This is a genomic window from Rhodococcus sp. NPDC058505, assembly GCF_042720095.1.
Lineage (GTDB): Bacteria > Actinomycetota > Actinomycetes > Mycobacteriales > Mycobacteriaceae > Rhodococcus_G.
Genome location: NZ_JBHXNB010000021.1, coordinates 12,339 through 27,467 on the forward strand (window position 1 = coordinate 12,339; position 15,129 = coordinate 27,467).

15 protein-coding genes and 1 pseudogene are annotated in these 15,129 nt (G+C 69.1%); 11 read left to right on the forward strand and 5 right to left on the reverse strand.

Annotated elements, in window-relative coordinates; all coding sequences use genetic code 11:
* Window positions 1-64: 64 nt before the first annotated feature.
* The gene (hrcA, locus tag ACFWPA_RS15480; protein ID WP_378508293.1) at window positions 65-1,090 is read right to left on the reverse strand and encodes a heat-inducible transcriptional repressor HrcA; all 1,026 of its coding nucleotides are present in this window, start codon (window positions 1,088-1,090) and stop codon (window positions 65-67) included.
* A 161-nt stretch (window positions 1,091-1,251) separates the two neighbouring features.
* On the opposite strand from hrcA, the gene ACFWPA_RS15485 reads away from it, so the two are divergent.
* Window positions 1,252-1,554, forward strand: a complete 303-nt coding sequence (locus tag ACFWPA_RS15485) for a type II toxin-antitoxin system VapB family antitoxin (protein WP_378508292.1) — start codon at window positions 1,252-1,254, stop codon at window positions 1,552-1,554.
* A 61-nt stretch (window positions 1,555-1,615) separates the two neighbouring features.
* Here ACFWPA_RS15485 and hemW read toward each other — a convergent pair whose 3' ends face one another.
* Complete coding sequence (hemW, locus tag ACFWPA_RS15490; RefSeq protein ID WP_378570827.1) at window positions 1,616-2,827, reverse strand: radical SAM family heme chaperone HemW; 1,212 nt, start codon at window positions 2,825-2,827, stop codon at window positions 1,616-1,618.
* Between the two features lie 149 nt (window positions 2,828-2,976).
* Between hemW and ACFWPA_RS15495 the strand changes: the two genes are divergently transcribed.
* From ACFWPA_RS15495 to ACFWPA_RS15535, 9 genes and pseudogenes are all read left to right on the forward strand, one after another.
* On the forward strand, window positions 2,977-3,048 hold the full coding sequence (locus tag ACFWPA_RS15495) for an Ms4527A family Cys-rich leader peptide (RefSeq protein WP_378570887.1): 72 nt from the start codon (window positions 2,977-2,979) through the stop codon (window positions 3,046-3,048).
* Window positions 3,049-3,186: 138 nt separating this feature from the next.
* Window positions 3,187-4,893: a nitrite/sulfite reductase gene (locus ACFWPA_RS15500; protein ID WP_378570829.1), complete on the forward strand. Its 1,707-nt coding sequence runs from the start codon at window positions 3,187-3,189 to the stop codon at window positions 4,891-4,893.
* A 26-nt stretch (window positions 4,894-4,919) separates the two neighbouring features.
* Window positions 4,920-5,639 carry a phosphoadenylyl-sulfate reductase gene (locus ACFWPA_RS15505; protein ID WP_378570889.1) on the forward strand — a complete coding sequence of 240 codons (720 nt, stop codon included), beginning with the start codon at window positions 4,920-4,922 and terminating at the stop codon, window positions 5,637-5,639.
* Entirely contained in the window at window positions 5,636-6,571 is a 936-nt protein-coding gene (cysD, locus tag ACFWPA_RS15510) for a sulfate adenylyltransferase subunit CysD (protein WP_378508288.1), read from the forward strand. The genes ACFWPA_RS15505 and cysD overlap by 4 nt, the downstream gene beginning before the upstream one ends.
* Window positions 6,571-7,857: a sulfate adenylyltransferase subunit 1 gene (locus tag ACFWPA_RS15515; RefSeq protein ID WP_378570831.1), complete on the forward strand. Its 1,287-nt coding sequence runs from the start codon at window positions 6,571-6,573 to the stop codon at window positions 7,855-7,857. The genes cysD and ACFWPA_RS15515 overlap by 1 nt, the downstream gene beginning before the upstream one ends.
* A 4-nt stretch (window positions 7,858-7,861) precedes the next feature.
* Window positions 7,862-8,620, forward strand: a complete 759-nt coding sequence (locus ACFWPA_RS15520; RefSeq protein ID WP_378570833.1) for a sirohydrochlorin chelatase — start codon at window positions 7,862-7,864, stop codon at window positions 8,618-8,620.
* Between the two features lie 35 nt (window positions 8,621-8,655).
* Window positions 8,656-9,222 (forward strand): annotated as a pseudogene (locus ACFWPA_RS15525) (hypothetical protein); the annotation flags it as partial.
* Window positions 9,223-9,290: 68 nt separating this feature from the next.
* The gene (locus ACFWPA_RS15530; protein WP_378570835.1) at window positions 9,291-9,779 is read left to right on the forward strand and encodes a hypothetical protein; all 489 of its coding nucleotides are present in this window, start codon (window positions 9,291-9,293) and stop codon (window positions 9,777-9,779) included.
* A 337-nt stretch (window positions 9,780-10,116) separates the two neighbouring features.
* Window positions 10,117-10,482: a hypothetical protein gene (locus tag ACFWPA_RS15535; RefSeq protein ID WP_378570837.1), complete on the forward strand. Its 366-nt coding sequence runs from the start codon at window positions 10,117-10,119 to the stop codon at window positions 10,480-10,482.
* A 129-nt stretch (window positions 10,483-10,611) separates the two neighbouring features.
* On the opposite strand, the gene ACFWPA_RS15540 is transcribed toward ACFWPA_RS15535, so the two are convergent.
* The 3 genes from ACFWPA_RS15540 to ACFWPA_RS15550 are packed head-to-tail and all read right to left on the reverse strand — an operon-like array spanning window position 10,612 to window position 13,791.
* Entirely contained in the window at window positions 10,612-11,181 is a 570-nt protein-coding gene (locus ACFWPA_RS15540; RefSeq protein ID WP_378570839.1) for a hypothetical protein, read from the reverse strand.
* Between the two features lie 58 nt (window positions 11,182-11,239).
* Entirely contained in the window at window positions 11,240-12,778 is a 1,539-nt protein-coding gene (locus ACFWPA_RS15545; RefSeq protein ID WP_378570841.1) for a hypothetical protein, read from the reverse strand.
* Window positions 12,775-13,791, reverse strand: coding sequence for an ABC transporter ATP-binding protein (locus ACFWPA_RS15550; protein ID WP_378570843.1), 1,017 nt, complete (start codon window positions 13,789-13,791; stop codon window positions 12,775-12,777). The genes ACFWPA_RS15545 and ACFWPA_RS15550 overlap by 4 nt, the downstream gene beginning before the upstream one ends.
* Before the next feature lie 3 nt (window positions 13,792-13,794).
* Here ACFWPA_RS15550 and ACFWPA_RS15555 point away from each other — a divergent pair, with 3 nt between their 5' ends.
* Window positions 13,795-15,129 carry a sensor histidine kinase gene (locus tag ACFWPA_RS15555; protein WP_378570845.1) on the forward strand — a complete coding sequence of 445 codons (1,335 nt, stop codon included), beginning with the start codon at window positions 13,795-13,797 and terminating at the stop codon, window positions 15,127-15,129.

Below are 15,129 nucleotides of genomic sequence, written 5' to 3' on the forward strand. Positions count from 1 at the left end.
AATTCGGAAAATCGGGTCCACATGTCGAAGGGCAGGCCGCTCGCCCGGCCGCCGCGGGGGTGCCTCAGCGCTCGGCGAGCACCTCACCGATGTACCGGGCCACCGCCGCGACGGACGCGATGGTTCCCGGGTAGTCCATCCGGGTGGGGCCCAGCACACCCACGCCGCCGAAGAGTTTGCCGCCCGCGCCGTAGCCGGTGGTGATCACCGAGGTGCCGCGGATCTGCTCGACCTGCGTCTCCTCGCCGATCCGGACCGTCACCGAGCCGGGTGCACCGGTCGCGGCAAGCAGTTTGAGGACCACCACCTGCTCCTCGAGTGCCTCAAGCACCGACCGCAGCGAGCCGGGGAAGTCCGCCGCGTTGCGGGTCAGGTTCGCGGTTCCGCCGAGCACCAGACGGTCCTCGGGGTGTTCGACGAGCGTCTCGATCAGCACCGTCGAGGTCCGCACCACCGCATCCCGCAACCCGTCCGGGGCGGCATCGGCGAGCTCCGAGACCGCCACCGACGCGGCAGCGAGCCGCTTGCCCTCGAGGGCGCCGCCGAGCAGGTCCCGCAGCCGGGACAGGTCGTCGTCGTCGAGCACGTCGCCGAGTTCGACGATCCGCTGATCGACCCGACCGGAATCGAGGATCAGCACGAGCAGCAGCCGCGCAGGCGTCAACGCCACCACCTCGAGATGCCGCACCGACGATGCCGACAGCGTCGGATACTGCACGACCGCGACCTGCCGGGTCAGCTGGGCGAGCAGGCGGGTTCCGCGCCGCAGCACGTCGTCGAGATCGACCCCGGACTCGAGGAACTCGAGGATCGCGCGACGCTCCGCCGACGACAGCGGCTTCACCTCCGCGATCCGGTCGACGAACTCGCGGTACCCCTTATCGGTGGGCACCCTGCCGGAACTGGTGTGCGGCTGCGCGATGTAGCCCTCGGCCTCAAGGACGGCCATGTCGTTGCGGATGGTGGCGCTGGAGACCCCCAGGTTGTGCCGCTCCACGAGCGCCTTCGACCCGATCGGTTCCTGGGTGGCGACATAGTCGGCGACGATCGCGCGCAGCACCTCGAATCGTCGTTCCTCGGTACTTGCCATTGCCGTCACCTCCGTCGCGCCACCCCGGGCGGACCCGTGTCACCCCGGCTGTCCGCATTCTAGTCGTCTCGTGACCACCGGCCGTGCAGGCCTTAGTGTGGGGGCGCCTTCACCGACATTCAGTGCCGACGCACTGCCCGACTACTCCGACGGATGCGCAGATGATTTTCAAGGGTGTGCGGGACGGAAAGCCGTACCCGGACCACGGCCTGTCGATCCGCGACTGGTCGAAGATCCCGCCCCGGCAGGTCCGCCTCGACGAGATCGTCACCACCACCAAGGTGCTCGAACTCGACCGGCTGCTGTCCGAGGACAGCACCTTCTACGGCGACCTGTTCCCGCACGCGGTCCAGTGGGGCGGGATCATCTACCTCGAGGACGGCCTGCACCGGGCGGTGCGGGCCGCGCTGCGCAACCGCGTCGTCCTGCACGCCCGGGTCTTCGACTACGACGCGCTGACCTAGCTGCGCTGCGCGCCCGTGCGCGCTTTTCACCCCGACCGGGGTAAGAATCACGCACAGTTCGTCAGCTGAGGATGTCCCGGATGACGCCGTCCGCGAGCAGCCTGCCCCGATCGGTCAGCGCCAACCGGTCCCCGACCCGCTCGAGCAGGCCGTCCGCCGCCACCCGTTCCGCCGCCAGGCGCTCGTCGGGCCGCAGGTCCGACAGCGGCATCCCGGTCCGCAGCCGCAGCACCAGCATCACCCGCTCCACGTGCCGGTCCTCGGCGGTGAGGACCTCGCTGTCCGCGACGGGAAGCACGCCGGACGCCAGCCGGTCGGCGTAGCGGGCGGGGTGCTTGACGTTCCACCAGCGCACCCCGCCGACGTGGCTGTGCGCGCCCGGCCCGGCGCCCCACCAGTCGCCGCCGTCCCAGTAGCCGATGTTGTGCCTGCACTCGGCGCCGGGCAGGGACCAGTTCGACACCTCGTACCAGCCGAGGCCCGCCGCGGCGAGCCGCGCGTCGATGCGCTCGTAGCGGGCGGCAAGGACGTCGTCGTCGGGGGCGGGCAGTTCGCCGCGGCGCACCCGGCGGGCCAGCGCGGTGCCGTCCTCGACGATCAGCGAGTACGCGGACACGTGGTCGACGCCCGCGTCGAGGACGGCGTCGAGGGTCGCGTCGAGGTCCTCGTCCCGTTCGCCGGGGGTGCCGTAGATCATGTCGAGGTTGACGTGCCCGAACCCGGCGGTGCGGGCCTCGCGGGCCGCGGCGACCGCCCGGCCCGGGGTGTGGGTGCGGTCCAGGACCTTCAGCACGTGCTGCGCCGCCGACTGCATGCCGAGGGACACCCGGGTGTAGCCGGCGGCGCGGATGGCCGCGAAGAACTCCGGCGACGTCGACTCCGGGTTGGACTCGGTGGTGACCTCGGCACCCGGGGTGAGACCAAAACTCGATCGGACGGCGGCGAGCACGTCGGCGAGCCCGTCCCCGCCGAGCAGCGACGGGGTGCCGCCGCCGACGAACACCGTCTGCGCGGGGGGCACCGTCCGCCCATCCCGGCCCAGCAGCGCGGCGCCGGCGTCCAGTTCGCGGCGCAGCCCCTCAAGCCACGATTGCGGCGACGCCGACGTCCCCAGCTCGCCAGCCGTGTAGGTGTTGAAGTCGCAGTATCCGCACCGGGTGGCGCAGAACGGGACGTGGACGTAGATGCCGAACGGCCGCGACCCGACCCCGTCGAGGGCATGGTCGGGCAGGTCGAACGCTGCCACGGACGGCTCGCTCAGGGGTGTACTCACCGCTCCAGTGTCCCACCGCGGCCAGAGTGACCCATCGCACACCGGCCGCTGCCCTGCGCATTTCCCCCGAAATCGGGGGAAATACCCGGCGGGGGTCGGAATCGGCGATGTGATCTGGCACAATCGTCGGCGTGACCGGACTTGGGATTGTGCTCGTGGCGCGACGCCACGTCGATCTCAAGCGTGTCTGCAGCTCTTGCTGTCTCCCCTGTTGCGCGTAGACGCATTCTCTTTCAGCCCGCCAGTCAAGGCCGGTCTCGAATGTGGGCACGCGGGGACAGCCCTCCCCGTCTCGATCATGCCCCCGGTAGACCGGCGCCCCCAGAAGATCCCCCTGAAGCAGATCTTGGAGCGCCCCGATGTCGCAGACCGTCGACACCCCCGCCGCCGCACCCCCGGCGCGTGCCGCCCGCCCGAAGAAGCGGGCGTCCGAGGGCCAGTGGGCCCTCGGCTACCGCGAGCCGCTCAACGCGAACGAGCAGAACAAGAAGGACGACAACCCGCTCAACGTCCGCGCCCGCATCCTCGACGTCTACTCGAAGCAGGGTTTCGACAGCATCGACAAGTCGGACCTGCGCGGCCGGTTCCGGTGGATGGGGCTCTACACCCAGCGTGAGCAGGGCTACGACGGCACCTACACCGGCGACGACAACATCGACCTGCTCGAGGCCCGCTACTTCATGATGCGGGTGCGCACCGACGGCGGGCAGCTGACCGTCGCGCAGGTCCGCACGCTGGCAGGCATCTCCCGGGACTTCGCCCGCGGCACCGCCGACATCTCCGACCGGCAGAACATCCAGTACCACTGGATCGAGATCGAGAACATCCCCGAGATCTGGCGCAGGCTCGACGAGGTGGGCCTGCAGACCACCGAGGCGTGCGGCGACTGCCCCCGCGGCATGCTGGGGTCCCCGCTCGCAGGCCTGTCCCCGAACGAGGTGCTCGACGCGACCCCGGCGATCGAGGAGATCAAGCGGCGGTACATCGGCAACCCCGAGTACTCGAACCTGCCCCGCAAGTTCAAGACCGCGATCTCCGGTCAGCAGGACGTGGTCCACGAGATCAACGACGTCGCGTTCGTCGGTGTCGAGCATCCCGAGTACGGGCCCGGCCTCGATCTGTGGGTCGGCGGCGGCCTGTCCACCAATCCGATGATGGCGCAACGTCTCGGGGCCTGGATCCCGCTCGACGAGGTCGCGGACGTCTGGGAGGGTGTCGTCGCGATCTTCCGCGACTACGGCTACCGTCGGCTGCGTTCCAAGGCCCGGCTGAAGTTCCTCGTCAAGGACTGGGGCGTGGAGAAGTTCCGTCAGGTCCTCGAGGACGAGTACCTGCACCGGAAGCTCGTCGACGGTCCGGCGCCGGTCCCGCCGAAGCACCCAATCGACCATGTCGGTCTCACCCGACTCACCAACGGGCTCACCGCCGTCGGATACTCCGCGGTGTCGGGGCGGTTGACCGCGGACGTGTTGTTCACGATCGCGGACGCGATGGAGCGGGCGGGCACGGACATCCTGCGCCTGACGCCCTACCAGAAGCTGGTCGTGGTCAACGTGCCCGAGGACAAGGTCGCCGGGCTCGACACCGACCTCGAGGCGGTCGGCCTGACGTCGCGGCCGTCCCGGTGGCGCCGGAACCTGATCGCCTGCACCGGACTCGAGTACTGCAAGCTCTCCTTCACCGAGACCCGCAGCCGTTCGCAGGCCCTCGTCCCGATCCTCGAGGAGCGGCTCGCGGACCTCAACAACCAGCTCGACGTGCCGATCACGATCAACTTCAACGGCTGCCCGAACTCGTGCGCCCGCGTGCAGGTCGCGGACATCGGGTTCAAGGGTCAGCTGATCGCCGACGAGGACGGCACCCCGATCGAGGGGTTCCAGGTGCATCTGGGCGGCAGCCTCGGCCTCGACAGCGCCTTCGGCCGGAAACTGCGCCAGCACAAGATTTTCGCGCACGAGGCCACCGACTACATCGACCGGCTGGTGCGCAACTTCATCAAGAACAAGCATGCCGACGAGCGGTTCGCGGAGTGGGTCGTGCGGGCCGAAGAGGAGGATCTGCGATGAGCTCCGGCGAAGAGCATTCGACGCCGATGACCACACCCGTGGACGTGGCGAACGCAACGGAGTCCGAACTCCGCGACCTTGCCGCGCAGGGGGCGGCAAGTCTCGACGGTGCGTCCGCCGCGGACCTGCTGCGCTGGACCGAGGACACGTTCGGCACCAACTACATCGTCGCGTCGAACATGCAGGACGGGGTGCTGGTGCACCTCGCGGCGCAGGTGCACCCGGGTGTCGACGTGCTGTTCCTCGACACCGGCTTCCACTTCGCGGAGACGATCGGGACCCGTGACGCCGTCGAGGCGGTGTACGGGGTGAACGTGATCAACGCCCGCGCCGAGGAGACGGTCGCCGAGCAGGAGGCCCGGCTGGGCAAGGACCTGTTCGCCCGCGACCCGAACGAGTGCTGCCGGCTGCGGAAGGTGGTGCCGCTCAAGCGGTCCCTCGCCGGATACCAGGCGTGGGTGACCGGCATCCGCCGGGTCGAGTCCCCCACCAGGGCCAACGCCCCGCTGATCTCGTTCGACGAGGCGTTTGGTCTGGTGAAGATCAACCCGATCGCCGCCTGGTCCGACGACGACATGCAGAACTACATCGACAAGCACGGGATCCTCGTCAATCCGCTTGTCGACGAGGGCTATCCGTCCATCGGGTGCGCGCCCTGCACCGCCAAGCCAGCTCCCGGCTCCGATCCGCGCAGCGGACGGTGGGCCGGCAACTCCAAGACAGAATGCGGGTTGCACGCGTCATGACTGCTGAACTGACCGACATCCGGCCGCTGCTGCGCGGCGACGACTTCGACACCCTCGCCGCCCTCGAAAGCGAGGCCATCCACATTTTCCGTGAGGTGGCAGGCGAATTCGAGCGCCCGGTGATCCTGTTCTCCGGCGGCAAGGACTCCACGGTGCTGCTGCACCTGGCGATCAAGGCGTTCTGGCCGGCGCCGGTGCCGTTCGCGCTGTTGCACGTCGACACCGGGCACAATCTGCCCGAGGTGCTCGCGTTCCGCGACCACGTCGTCGAGAAGTACAACCTGCGCCTGCACGTGGCGAAGGTCGAGGACTACCTCGCCGACGGCCGACTCACCGAGCGGCCCGACGGCATCCGCAACCCGCTGCAGACGGTGCCGCTGCTCGACGCGATCGCCGAGCACCGGTTCGACGCCGTGTTCGGCGGCGCCCGCCGCGACGAGGAGCGGGCCCGAGCCAAGGAGCGGATCTTCTCCCTGCGCGACGCGTTCGGCCGCTGGGATCCCAAGCGGCAGCGCCCCGAGCTGTGGAACCTGTACAACGGCAAGCACAACCCCGGCGAGCAGGTGCGGGTGTTCCCGCTCAGCAACTTCACCGAGCTGGACATCTGGCGGTACATCGCCCGCGACAACGTCGAACTGGCAAGCATCTACTACGCCCACGAGCGTGAGGTGTACCAGCGCGACGGCATGTGGATGACGTCCGGCGTGTGGGGCGGACCGCGCGAGGACGAGCAGGTGCAGACCCTGTCGGTGCGCTACCGCACCGTCGGCGACGGCTCCACCACCGGCGCGGTGCTGTCCGAGGCCGCCGACAACGACGCCATCCTGGCCGAGGTCGCGGCGTCCCGCCTGACCGAGCGCGGCGCGACCCGCGGTGATGACCGAGTTTCCGAGGCGGCCATGGAAGACCGCAAGCGAGAGGGCTACTTCTGATGAGTGATCTGCTGCGCCTGGCGACGGCGGGCAGCGTCGACGACGGCAAGTCCACCCTGGTGGGTCGGCTGCTGTACGACACGAAATCCGTTCTCGCCGACCAGATCGACGCCGTGACCCGCGCGTCCGTCGACAAGGGGCTCGACACCCCGGACCTCTCGCTGCTGGTGGACGGCCTGCGCGCCGAGCGCGAGCAGGGCATCACGATCGACGTCGCGTACCGGTACTTCGCGACACCGAAGCGCAGCTTCGTGCTCGCGGACACCCCCGGTCACGTCCAGTACACCCGCAACACCGTGTCCGGAGCGTCCACCGCGCAACTGGTGGTGCTGCTGGTCGACGCCCGCAAGGGGGTCATCTCGCAGACCCGCAAGCATGCCGCGGTGCTCGCGCTGCTCGGGGTGCCGCGACTGGTGTTGGCGGTGAACAAGATCGACCTGGTCGAGGATCCGGCGACCGTGTTCGCCGACATCTCCCGCGAGTTCGGCGAGCTGACCTCGTCGCTGGGCTGGGCCGCCGAGGACGTCGTGGAGATCCCGGTGTCCGCGCTGCACGGCGACAACGTCGCGGTGCGGTCGGAGAACACGCCCTACTACGACGGCCCGACGCTGATCGAGCACCTGGAGTCGGTGCCGGTCGACGCGGAGCCGCACCGGGTGGGGCTGCGCTTCCCGGTGCAGTACGTGATCCGGCCCCGCACCGCCGACTTCCCCGACTACCGCGGCTACGCCGGTCAGGTCGCCGCCGGCGAGGTCCGTCCCGGTGACGAGGTCGTCGTGCTGCCGTCCGGCATCCGCACCACCGTCAGCCGGGTCGACACCGCGGACGGCGAGTTGGACGTCGCGCATGCCGGTCGCAGCGTGACGCTCGTGCTCGAGGACGACGTCGACATCTCCCGCGGTGACACCATCGCGTCGGTGGGGGACGCGCCGGAGCCGCTCGGCGAGTTCGAGGCGACCGTGTGCTGGCTGGCCGAGAAGCCGCTGCACCCCGGCGCCCGGCTGCTGCTTAAGCACGGCACCCGCACCACGCAGGCCATCGTCGGCGCGATCGTGGAGCGGTTCGATGAGCAGGAGCTGACCACCGAGCCGAGCCCGGCGTCGCTGGCGCTCAACGAGATCGGCAAGATCTCGGTGCGGGTCGCGGAGCCGATCGTCGCGGACGACTACCGCGTCAACCGGCACACCGGCAGCTTCCTGCTGATCGATCCCGCGGGCGGCAACACCCTGGCGGCGGGCCTGGTCGGCGACGCGATCGCGGCGATCGAACTCGGCGAGCGGGTCTAGGTCGATGAGCACGCCCCTGGTCCTCGTCGCGCACGGCAGCCGCGACCCGCGTTCCGCGCGGGCGATGGCGGCTGCCGCGGCGGCGGTCCGGGGCGCGCGGCCGGATCTCGACGTCCGGCTCTGCTTCCTCGACCTGTCCGCGCCGTCGGTGGACCAGGTCGTCGACGCCGTTGCCGCGGAGGGGCACTCGTCCGCGGTGGTGGTCCCGTTGCTGCTCGGCAGCGCGTTCCACGCCCGGGTGGACCTGCCTGCCCTGCTCGCGGCCGGTCGCGCGCGGAACCCCGGGCTCGATCTCGTGCAGGCCGACGTGCTCGGCGACGACGAGCGTCTGGTGGCCGCGGTTCGGGACCGAGTGCGGGCCACCGGCGTCACCCTCGACGACGCCGAGATCGGAGTGGTACTCGCCGCGGTGGGCTCGTCCTGCGCGGCGGCCAACGCCCGCACCGCCAACATCGCGCCGCGCCTGCTTGCCGGAACCGCCTGGTCCGGCGCCGAGACCTGCTTCGCCACCACCGCACCGTCACTGCCGCAGACCGTCTTCCGCCTCCGCGCGGGCGGCGCCCGGCGGATCGTCGTCGCGCCGTGGTTCCTGGCGCCCGGTCTACTCACCGACCGGCTCAAACTCCAGGCCACCGAGCACGCGCCCGATGCTCTCTTCGCAGACGCGATCGGCGCCCACCCCCTGCTCGCGGAGGTCGCCTTGGACCGCTACCGCGGAGGCCTCGAACTGCTCTCCGACACCCGAATCGAGTTGTCCGCGTAAGGACTCCCGCCGTTGTGCACTACGCGTACTTGACGGTGCGCGGCACTCCCACCCTGCTCCGTCGCCGTGCGGGTTCGGACAACCAGCCATGTTCTTCCGAGAATGGGAAACCCTCGCCGAGGCTCCACCCGCACCTACCGACGGTTCTGCATCGGCACCGCTGCACTCGCTGCCACCGTCTCCCTGGACCTGACCATGACCTCACCCGCATCCGCAGCGGATGTCGCCGGACCCAACGAGGTGGGTGGGCGTTCGAGTGGAAGTGGGACGGGCAACGCGCGATCGCCGTCGTCCGAGACAGCCAGTGCCACCTGTACAGCCGCAGCCGCAACGGCAACGACGTCACCAACTCCGTCCCCGAACTTGCCGAAGCGCTCCCCGGGGCGGTCAGCGACCGGGACGGCATCGTGGACGGTGAGATCGTGGCCCTCGACGAAGGGGGCCGACCATCGTTCGCCCGGCTGCAACGCCGGATGCACGCGCAGCGGCCCACCGCGCAGCTCCTCGCCGCGGCGCCCGTGTCGTACTTCGTGTTTGACGTCCTCGAGGTCGACGGCCAGTCGACGACCGGCCTGCCCTACCTCGAGCGCCGGGCGACGCTCGCTGATCTCGTGCAGCCGGGCCCGAGGGTGCAGGTTCCCCGCACCAGACCGACGTCGACGGTCGGAAGATGCTCGACCTCGCTCGTGAGCACGGGCTCGAGGGTGTGGTGGCCAAACGCATCGACTCGACCTACCGGCCCGGCCGCCACTCCCCCGTCTGGCTCAAAACCCCGCTCCGAAACAACACCGAGGTCATCGTCATCGGTTGGGTGGGCGGCGCCGGCGCCGCCCACGGCGGGGTCGGGTCGCTCCTGCTCGGCGCAGACGACGACGACGACGACCGCAGCCTGGTCTACATCGGCCACGTCGGAACAGGATTCACCACCGCCGACCGCCGAGCGCTCCGACAGCAGCTCGCTGCGATCGAGCGGCCGACCAGCCCACTCGCTACGGCCGCGCCCGCGCGCGATGTTCGCGGTGCGCACTGGGTGGAGCCGTTGCTGGTCGGCGATGTCGAGTACCGCGAGTACACCGGCTGCAGCCTGCGACATCCGAGCTGGAAGGGCCTGCGCGACGACAAGGCGCCCGACGAGGTCGATATGCCGGGCCTGCACTGAGCAACGGCAACCAACCGCGGGCTGTCGCCACCCCCTCGACGCCTGCAGCTCTGCCCGCGGGACTCACGGTCGTCGACGAAGGGGAATGGGTCGACCTGCGCCCCGGTACGGACGGAACGTCCCCACTGGTCAAGAATCTCGTCAGCGATGAGGAATGGCTCGAGCTGTATCGGCGGCTCGACCAGTACGCCGGCGAGCACGACCCCCCGCTGCTATCCGCCAGCCTCGACGAGTCCCGCATCTTGCAGAGTGAGCGACGAGGGGCTGCCTACGTCCGGGATGCGGCCCGCCTCGTGGGGATGGACGAGGTCGCCGACCGCCTCGACCGCGCGAGCTGGTGTACCTCGACAAGATCGGTGGGCGCCTGGCCATCTCGATGCCGTCCCGGGTGGGCGGCCGGGTGCTGGCGAACTCCACCGCGGGCGGCAAGGCAATGCTGGCGTGGCTCGCCCCCGAATGCGTCGGCGCCGCGATCCGCGGTCCCGAGTGCCCGGTCGCGGCCGTCTCCCTGTGCGGCGACAACCGGACGGCACCCCTCGAACGGGTCTCGCCGCTGGTCCTCGACGCGACCCGTAAGATCGCCCTGGCCCTCCATCCGGAGCTCAGCACCGGGCGGCCGGCCCCGCGGCCCGCCCCGGCCGAGACCTGGTCGCCGGGGGCCCAGGCGCTCCAGATGCCCGGACAGCGCTCGGGCTGGATCTGACTCGACCTGCGACGGCAGACGAGGTCGCCCGCGCCCACCACCGGCGCACCGAAGATGACCGGCCTCACCGCATTTCCCGATCGTGACGGCTGTGAGCTCGGCGGCCGGTTGGTGGCTTTCGATCTCGTCTCAGCGAGGGTCCGTCGTTGCGGAGACCGCACCGTCCCCGGACCGTAGACGCACCGGGATCCCGGCGGGATCCTGCGGCACCTCGATGGTGCTTGTCCCCGTCGCCGACACGGCGTCCACCGCGTAACCGCCCGGGCCCGCGACCAGCGTGACGTCACCGTAGCGGGAATTCAGATCGAGGGCGCCACGGGTGTCGGTCACCGTCAGATCACCGAACTTCGAGTTCCCTCGGACGACGGTCCCGTACGGGACAGCGATCTCGTATCGGGCGACGCAGGTAGGGCTGCCGACAGCAAATCTGTCGGGGCAACTCGCGCTGATCATCAGACCGGACCCGTCGGTGTCGATGCGTTCAACCGGCTTGTCGCCGTCGGTGAACTCGAAGGTGCGCCGGATCTCGATGTCGTCGCGGTCGGAGCCGATCACCTGGGCGCTCAGGGCCGCGGTGGTGACACCGAACTGTTTCGCACCCGCATCATCGAAATCGAGTGTGACGGAGGCGGCGCCGCTGTAGCTGTCATTCCGCTGTTCGTGACTCGTGGAATCGGAGGTGCAGCCGGCGACTGCCACAGACGAGAGTGCCAGTGCCGCAACACCGACGGAGAGGTGGATCTTCCTGAGTGCAGTGTCAACGACGGGCATGGCGAATCTCCTGAACGAGTACGGTGGCGGCGATCAGTACGGCGCTGACGCCGAAGGACAACAGTGGAGACGGGCCGCTGAGCGACCCATCGGTGCGAAGCACGCCCATGACGTCGACCGCTGCGACCCCGTTGAGCACGGCGTACCAGATCACCAGGTAGACAGCCTGGAACACGCGTGCGCCCCGGCCGATCGACCCGATCAGCAACGCAAGGGCAGGAATCATCGTCGCGGCCGCAACCCACGCGGCGACTCCGGTTGCGTCCGATGCCAGGAGCATCTTCACCAGCGGGCCGACACCGGCGATGACCGCAATGAGCACACCCGCACCCCACTCGGCGATGAGTCTGATGCGAGACGAGACACCGCACTCCACAAGGGGAGCGACGCCTTGTTCATAGGTGAGTGTCCCGAGACGTGACCACAACAACACCGGCAACAACCACCCGAAGAGCAGTGCGGTGCCGACGCGATCAGCGGGAACAGCGAGCGCCGCGACCGTCACGATCGCGAGTGTGAGCCACCACCACCGCGACACGCTTCCCAGATGAATGCGCACCTCGCCGAGCAGCAACCCCAGGAACGCGTGTCCACGCTCGGCCGGCGACAGCGTTCGCGGACCGTGCGAGAACGCCGGTGCAACGGGAGCCTCGGTCGCAGGTACTGCAGACGTGTTCGAGGGAGAGCGCTGCTGCCGTGCGGGGTCGAACCGGCCGAACCAGAGGGCGGGAAGGATGGCGACGAGCGTGGAGGCCGCGATCACCCCCGCACTCGCGGCGACGAGAGTCGCGTCGATGTCCAACCCGGACCACGTGAACTGCCCGAGCGCGCCCGGTTCCGCGGTGAGCCCGATCGAGATCTCGTCGTCCATGCCGGGGTGCTGCGCCGCCAGGTCGGCCTGGAACCCTGCGATAGCCGACCCGTGGACCAGCGGAATCCCGGCGAGGAACATCGACGGATACACGAAGAACCACAGAATGTTTCCCGCACCACCTCGCAAGAACGGGACCGTTTCGAGGACGACGGCGGCTGCTGCGGCCACGGTCAGGACAGGAAGACAGAACAGCACGATCGGAAGCCAGAGCGCCGTCATGTCGAGCCTCGTGGATTCCCCGCGGAGAAGCTGCATCACGGGTGCGATCAGGGCGAGTGCGGTGGCCATCGCCGCGAGCACCGCCAGGTTGCTCAGATACTTGCCCAGCAGATATGTCGGCGTGCGCAACGGCGAGGCGGAAAGCGTTTCGCCCACGCCAGTGGAGATGTCGCGCGCGACGTTGCCGCGAACGACATAGAACCCGAACAGCGGCAACCACAGGCTGCCGATCATGGCGAGCAACATGCCGATGTACGCGCTGTCGTACAGTCCCCGGAACGATCCGACCTTGACCATCGCGTACGTTGCAGAGACAGGCGGGACGGCCACATATCCGAGTGCGACCGCGCCGAGCACCGTCACCAGGAACGCGGGACGCCGCGAACGATCCCGGAAGTCTGCCATCGCGACGGCAGCGGTGGCGCCTGTCATCGGGTCACCCCGGCCGGCGCCATCGGGCTGTGGACCGCGTTGACGTACGCGTCTTCGAGGTCGGGTTCGACAGGACGAGCCCCCGGCATCGGCGGTGTATGGGCGACCGCACGGACCCGAACACCCTGTCCTGTTCGGACCGTGCGGGTTATCGTCGCTCGTTGCCGGATCTCGGCCACGGCATCGAGGGGGACCATCGCTTCCCACACCAGACCGTCCGCGGAACGGAGCAGTTCCTCGGGGGTGCCGCGCCGACGTAGTTCGCCGGCGGTGAGGATCGCGATGTCGTCGGCGATCGCCTCGATGTCCGACACGATGTGAGTGGACAGGATGACGATCCGGTCGTTCGCCAGATCCCCGAGCAGGTTGCGGAACCGCATGCGTTCCTCGGGGTCCAACCCGACCGTCGGTTCGTCGACGATGAGAAGCTCGGGGTCGCCCAGGAGCGCCTGCGCGATACCGACACGCTGGCGCATTCCGCCGGAAAACCTGCCCACCGGCCGCGATCCCGTGTCCGTCAGGTTGACGAGTTCGAGCAGCTCGTCGACCCGCTGCTTGGCCGACCGCGCCGTCAGACCTTTGACTGCGGCGAGATACCGGAGGAACTCCCCGGCACTGAGATTCGGGTACACACCGAAATCCTGTGGGAGGTAACCGAGGACGCGTCGGAGCGGCCCCGGCCGAGCGACGATGTCGGTACCGTTCCACGTGACCGTACCGGTGGTCGGGCGGGTGATCGTGGAGAGAATGCGCATCAGCGACGACTTACCGGCTCCATTGGGGCCGAGGAGGCCGAGCACCCCGGGCCCGATCCGCAGGCTGACGTCGGTGACGGCCGGTTTGCCCCGATAGGTTTTGGTGACGTTGTTCAGCTCCAGTTGCATGACTTCAGCTGACCATTCGACCGGTGGTGCGGTCACTGGGTCCATGCGGCGGATCGAAGGTGGTGTCAGCACCACCTTTCGGCTGCACTCCGCCTCATCCTGAAGCATTGGCCGCGCCGATAGGCTCACTCGGTGTCCTCCGATGAACCGGCCACGGTGCTCACCGCGATCACACGGCGGCGCTTCCTGCTGACCGGGTGGCCGTGGCGGTCGCTGGGTCATGTGCTGACCACCGTCCCGGTGGTGTGTGTGGTGGCGTTGCCGTTCGCAGCGTTCTGCGTCCCGTGGCTCGTGCTGGCCGTATGGGCCGGCGGCGGCATGTATCCGCAACCGCTCGGCAGAGTGCTGTTCCTCGGTGTCCTCGGCGCAGCGCTGGTGTTCGGGCTCGGCCCGTTGGTGGCGATACCGCTGGCAGCCCTGGAACGAACACGCCTGCGCCTGGTGAGCCTCGACCGGGCACTCTCGGCTCACCGTTGCCCTCCGGCAACGGGCCTGTGGGCGTGGGTGCGCACCCGCTACACCGAGGCCGCAACGTGGAGGGAGCTCGGCTACACATTCCTGCTGCTCACTCTGGTGCCGACCCTGTGGCTCTCGGGTGCGGTGATCGTCGGGCTCATCGTGGTGATGGTGGTGAGCCCCCTGATGGTGGGTGACGGAGACGAGGCAGTGGCGCTCGGTTTCAGCCAGATCACGGCGGTCGACCAGGCCGTTCCGTACGCGATCGCAGGTCTGCTGTTGTTGCCAGCGATCCCGTATCTGCTGGCGCTGATCGCGGGACTGCACGGTGCGTTCGCCCGGTCGTTGTTGTGCGGCGACGACCCGGACGCGCTTCGCGCACGACTTGTGGAGGTGTCCCGGTCCCGTGCCCGTCTGGTCGATTCCTTCGAGGCGGAACGTCGCAGGATCGAGCGGGATCTGCACGACGGCGCGCAATCGCTGCTCGTCAACCTCACCTTGCAGTTGGGTATGGCCAAACTTGACCTCCCACCGGATTCTGCAGCCGCGAAAAGCGTGTCGCAGGCGCATGATCAGGCCAAGGAGTTGATGGCGGAACTGAGGCAACTCATTCGGGGAATCCACCCCCGGGTCCTCACCGACCGTGGCCTGCCCGACGCGTTGCGTGCACTGGCCGAAGACTTCGTGGCCGCGGTCGGCGTCACCGCGGACATCCCATCCCGCCCGGCCCCGGATGTCGAGGTCGCGGCGTACTTCGTAGTGGTCGAGGCGCTCAACAACGTCGCCAAGCATGCGAATGCGACGGCCGTCGATGTGGCTGTCCGACGCGCCGGGGACCTGCTGGTCGTCGAGGTCATGGACGACGGCTGCGGCGGTGCGGATCCGGAACGAGGGAGCGGTCTGACGGGCCTGGCCGACCGGGTCGCGGCGGTCGACGGCAGAATGCTGCTGTCCAGCCCGCCTGGCGGGCCCACCGTTGTCCGTGTGGAGTTGCCGTGGATCGAGAACTGA

What these genes read in the sequence shown, in the direction of transcription:
- hrcA (WP_378508293.1), bottom strand. Translation starts at nt 1,090, where the DNA reads ATGGCAAGTACCGAGGAACGACGATTCGAGGTGCTGCGCGCGATCGTC.
- ACFWPA_RS15485 (WP_378508292.1), top strand. Translation starts at nt 1,252, where the DNA reads ATGATTTTCAAGGGTGTGCGGGACGGAAAGCCGTACCCGGACCACGGC.
- ACFWPA_RS15500 (WP_378570829.1), top strand. Translation starts at nt 3,187, where the DNA reads ATGTCGCAGACCGTCGACACCCCCGCCGCCGCACCCCCGGCGCGTGCC.
- ACFWPA_RS15505 (WP_378570889.1), top strand. Translation starts at nt 4,920, where the DNA reads ATGACCACACCCGTGGACGTGGCGAACGCAACGGAGTCCGAACTCCGC.
- cysD (WP_378508288.1), top strand. Translation starts at nt 5,636, where the DNA reads ATGACTGCTGAACTGACCGACATCCGGCCGCTGCTGCGCGGCGACGAC.
- ACFWPA_RS15515 (WP_378570831.1), top strand. Translation starts at nt 6,571, where the DNA reads ATGAGTGATCTGCTGCGCCTGGCGACGGCGGGCAGCGTCGACGACGGC.
- ACFWPA_RS15520 (WP_378570833.1), top strand. Translation starts at nt 7,862, where the DNA reads ATGAGCACGCCCCTGGTCCTCGTCGCGCACGGCAGCCGCGACCCGCGT.
- ACFWPA_RS15530 (WP_378570835.1), top strand. Translation starts at nt 9,291, where the DNA reads ATGCTCGACCTCGCTCGTGAGCACGGGCTCGAGGGTGTGGTGGCCAAA.
- ACFWPA_RS15545 (WP_378570841.1), bottom strand. Translation starts at nt 12,778, where the DNA reads ATGACAGGCGCCACCGCTGCCGTCGCGATGGCAGACTTCCGGGATCGT.